This window comes from Brevibacterium sp. (assembly GCF_022712115.1).
GTDB classification, from domain to species: Bacteria; Actinomycetota; Actinomycetes; order Actinomycetales; family Brevibacteriaceae; genus Brevibacterium; species Brevibacterium salitolerans.
Genome location: NZ_JALAHB010000160.1, coordinates 1 through 2,737, shown reverse-complemented (window position 1 = coordinate 2,737; position 2,737 = coordinate 1). Strand labels below are relative to the sequence as shown.

The following is a 2,737-nucleotide window of genomic DNA, read 5'->3' as shown; positions in this document are numbered from 1 at the left end:
GTCCGCGACCTTATTCAGGATCGCGGCACGCTCGGCCACGGGGCGTGCCGCCCAGGGACCGAAGGCGTCGTGGGAACGCTGCTGAGCCTCCGCGATCTGCTCATTAGTGGCGGTGGGGTATTCCTCGACGACCTCACCGGTCGCAGGATTGAGAATCTGATAGATCGACATCGAGCTCTCCTTCTCCATAGGTGGCGTCTGCACGGTCGTGAGACCCGCCGTCCAGCCGGCGGCTCTGCCAGCTAGTGTGGTTCCCACGTTATGCGGGTCACAGCCCGCAAGGCAAAGGAGTCCGTCCGCTGTTGAGACTCGTCTCAGGTTGCGTCCCCTGCAGGCTGCCCGGGTCTCTGGACCAGCCAGGTCTCAGGACCAGCCGGGTCTCAGGATCCGCCTGGCCTCCGGTTCCGCCGGGCACCCCGTTCAGCCAAGTACCCCGTTCCGCCAAGCCGCAGCCCCGAGGAGAGAAGCCATGTCCCAGTTCCAGCCCGCCTCCCGCACGGAGGAGCGTGCCCTCCACTACTACGCCACCGTGGACGCCGGAGACGCGGAGGCCACCGTCGCCCTGTTCTCCTCCCATGCCGTCTACGACCGCCCCGGGTACCCCACGCTCACCGGCGAGGAGGTTGCGGAGTTCTACCGCGGCGCGCGCGTCATCTCCTCCGGCCGCCACACCGTCACGGAGATGGTCTCCAGCGGCAACCGGGTGGCCGTCCGCGGCACCTTCGACGGCGTTCTCAAGGACGGGACCGAGGCGCACGAGGGCTTCGCGGACTTCATGCGCTTCGATGAGGCCGGTCTCATCGCCGCACGCACCACCTACTTCTTCCGCGCGGCGGTGTGAACTGAGCACGCCCTGACGCCGGAGACTCGTTGTGCATCCGGCACCGCGGACGGGCCCGGTGCGGCGCCTCGGCCATTCCGGGGCGTGACCTCATACTTCCCCCGCACTGGGCCTCCGCCGCTCCGCACAGCGCCACCATGCGGCACCGCGCGTCTCCCGCCCGGGCCGTCAGCCCTCCTGCGGCTCGCCTCGGAGGCGGAGCACTCCCTCCTGGAAGCGGTCACGTTCCGCGGCGATCTCCGCACGGGGCGGCATGCCGTAGGCGGCCTCCGTCTGTGCGAACACCGGTTCCATGCCCTCCGCGGACATGTCCGGTTCGTGGAGGTCGATGGCGGCGAAGGACGGCCCGATGTGCTCCATGAGCCCGCGCAGACCCTGCGCCCCGCCGCCCAGGTGCAGGCCCTCCAGAGGTCCGACGGCCGCCCAGCGCAGCCCCAGCGAGTTCTTCACCGCGGTATCCAGGTCTGCCGCGTCCACCACACCACTCTGCACCAGGTGCACGGCCTCGCGGAGCACCGCGTTCTGGAGGCGGTTGCCCACGAATCCCCGCACCTCCTGCTTGAGCACGATCGGCGCGCGCCCGTAGGAGCGGTACATCTGCACGGCGCGCTCCACCGCCTCCGCTGCGGTCCGCTCCCCCGGCACCACCTCCACGAGCGGCATGATGTGGGGCGGGTTGAAGGGATGACCCACGAGCACACGGGCAGCCGCGGCCTCGGGCAGATCCGCGGCGAACCGACTGGCCGGGATCGCCGAGGACGAGGACAGCAGCAGCGCGTCCTCCGGCGCCGCTTCCGCCAGCTGCGCGAACAGCGCGGCCTTGGCGTGCGGCTCCTCCGGCCCGCTCTCCTGCACGAACTCCACACCGTCCACGGCCTCGGCCGCGGTGCTCGCCCGGGTGAGCGCGCCCTCCGGAAGGCCTGCGTCCGCGGTGAGTGCCGCCAGGACCTCTGCGAGGTCGTCCCGCGGATCGAAGACCGTGACCGCGGTGCCCGCCGCCGCGAACAGTCGCGCCCAGGACAGTCCGATGGTGCCCGCACCCACGACGGCGGCACGCGCAGGCACCCCCGCCGAGGCAGCCTCGGGCGGGGCGGGTGTGCTCACCTGTGCGGAGGCAGGGGTTCCGCCCTCCGCGGCGGCTGCGGCAGCCGGGGCACCGGACACGGGACGGGAGGCATGCGGATCGTTCATGCTCGCCACTCTACGACCGCCGACCTGCGCAGACACTCCCCCACCGCCCGCCCGAGTGGCAGAATGTCGCCATGGATGCAGCAGCAGGAATCAGCCCCCAGACCATCGAGGCGGCAGAGCACGAGCTCGAGCTGGCGCAGGAGCGCGCCGGGGTGGAGCTGCGCCTCATCCACGACCCGGCATCCGCTGCCGAGGCCTCGCTCCTCCTCGACGAGGTGTGGAACGTGGGCGCCGCCGGCACCACCGTCATGGAGCCCAGCCTCCTCATGGCGCTGGCGCACGCACAGAACTACGTGGGTGCGGCTGTGGACCCGGAGACGGGCGAGCTCATCGGCGTGACGGTGGGCTTCTTCTCCTCGCCGCCGGAATGGGCGATGCACTCGCACATCGCCGGTGTGCGCCACGACGAGGTGGGCCGCGGCACGGGAGCGGCGATGAAGCTCCACCAGCGCCTGTGGTGCCTGGAGCGCGGCATCACACAGATGACCTGGACGTTCGATCCGCTCATCAGCAGGAACGCGTACTTCAACATCGGCCGTCTGGGGGCACGCGTGGTGGAGTACCACGAGGACTTCTACGGCCAGATGCGCGACGGCGTCAACGAGGGAACCGCCTCGGACAGGCGGCTGGTGTCCTGGGACCTCGAGCGGTCCGCGGGCGGGGGCGGCGTCCTGCTGGGTGAAGGGGCGGCGGAAAGCGTGGACG

General features: G+C 70.9%; 4 protein-coding genes. 2 read left to right on the top strand and 2 right to left on the bottom strand.

Annotated elements, in window-relative coordinates; genetic code table 11:
* On the bottom strand, window positions 1-171 hold a 171-nt coding region (locus Q0A33_RS09040; protein ID WP_291795283.1), incomplete at its 3' end, for an aldehyde dehydrogenase family protein.
* 298 nt (window positions 172-469) lie between these two features.
* On the opposite strand from Q0A33_RS09040, the gene Q0A33_RS09035 reads away from it, so the two are divergent.
* Window positions 470-841, top strand: coding sequence for a nuclear transport factor 2 family protein (locus Q0A33_RS09035; protein WP_291795281.1), 372 nt, complete (start codon window positions 470-472; stop codon window positions 839-841).
* A gap of 168 nt (window positions 842-1,009) precedes the next feature.
* On the opposite strand, the gene Q0A33_RS09030 is transcribed toward Q0A33_RS09035, so the two are convergent.
* Entirely contained in the window at window positions 1,010-2,032 is a 1,023-nt protein-coding gene (locus Q0A33_RS09030) for a 3-hydroxyacyl-CoA dehydrogenase NAD-binding domain-containing protein (RefSeq protein WP_291795279.1), read from the bottom strand.
* 71 nt (window positions 2,033-2,103) lie between these two features.
* Between Q0A33_RS09030 and Q0A33_RS09025 the strand changes: the two genes are divergently transcribed.
* A partial coding sequence (locus tag Q0A33_RS09025; RefSeq protein ID WP_291795277.1) for a hypothetical protein occupies window positions 2,104-2,737 on the top strand: 634 nt, incomplete at its 3' end.

Coding starts and splice junctions, on each gene's coding strand:
- Q0A33_RS09035 (WP_291795281.1), top strand. CDS start 470: ATGTCCCAGTTCCAGCCCGCCTCCCGCACGGAGGAGCGTGCCCTCCAC.
- Q0A33_RS09030 (WP_291795279.1), bottom strand. CDS start 2,032: ATGAACGATCCGCATGCCTCCCGTCCCGTGTCCGGTGCCCCGGCTGCC.